Consider the following 270-nt stretch of genomic DNA (forward strand, 5'->3'; position numbering starts at 1 on the left):
TAAATTAGGTGCCAATAATCTAGTGTGTACAATGAATAGTACTATCGAAGAAGGCGAAGTACCTAAATTATATTTGACGAGCCATATGGATACTGTTGTACCCGCAATTAATGTAAAGGCAATTGTAAAAGACGACGGCTACATATACTCTGATGGTACGACTATTCTAGGTGCAGATGATAAAGCAGGATTAGCAGCGATGCTTGAAGTTTTGCAAGTGATTAAGGAACAACAAATCCCACATGGACAAATTCAATTTGTGATTACTGT

The 270-nt window shown here is 37.0% G+C and carries 1 protein-coding gene; it reads left to right on the forward strand.

Annotated features, from left to right (window positions below):
* Positions 1 to 31 precede the first annotated feature (31 nt).
* A partial coding sequence (locus GUI70_RS25715; protein WP_237725151.1) for a M20/M25/M40 family metallo-hydrolase occupies positions 32 to 270 on the forward strand: 239 nt, incomplete at its 3' end.

Origin of the sequence: Deinococcus alpinitundrae (assembly GCF_009982895.1) — a bacterium.
GTDB classification, from domain to species: Bacteria; Deinococcota; Deinococci; order Deinococcales; family Deinococcaceae; genus Deinococcus; species Deinococcus alpinitundrae.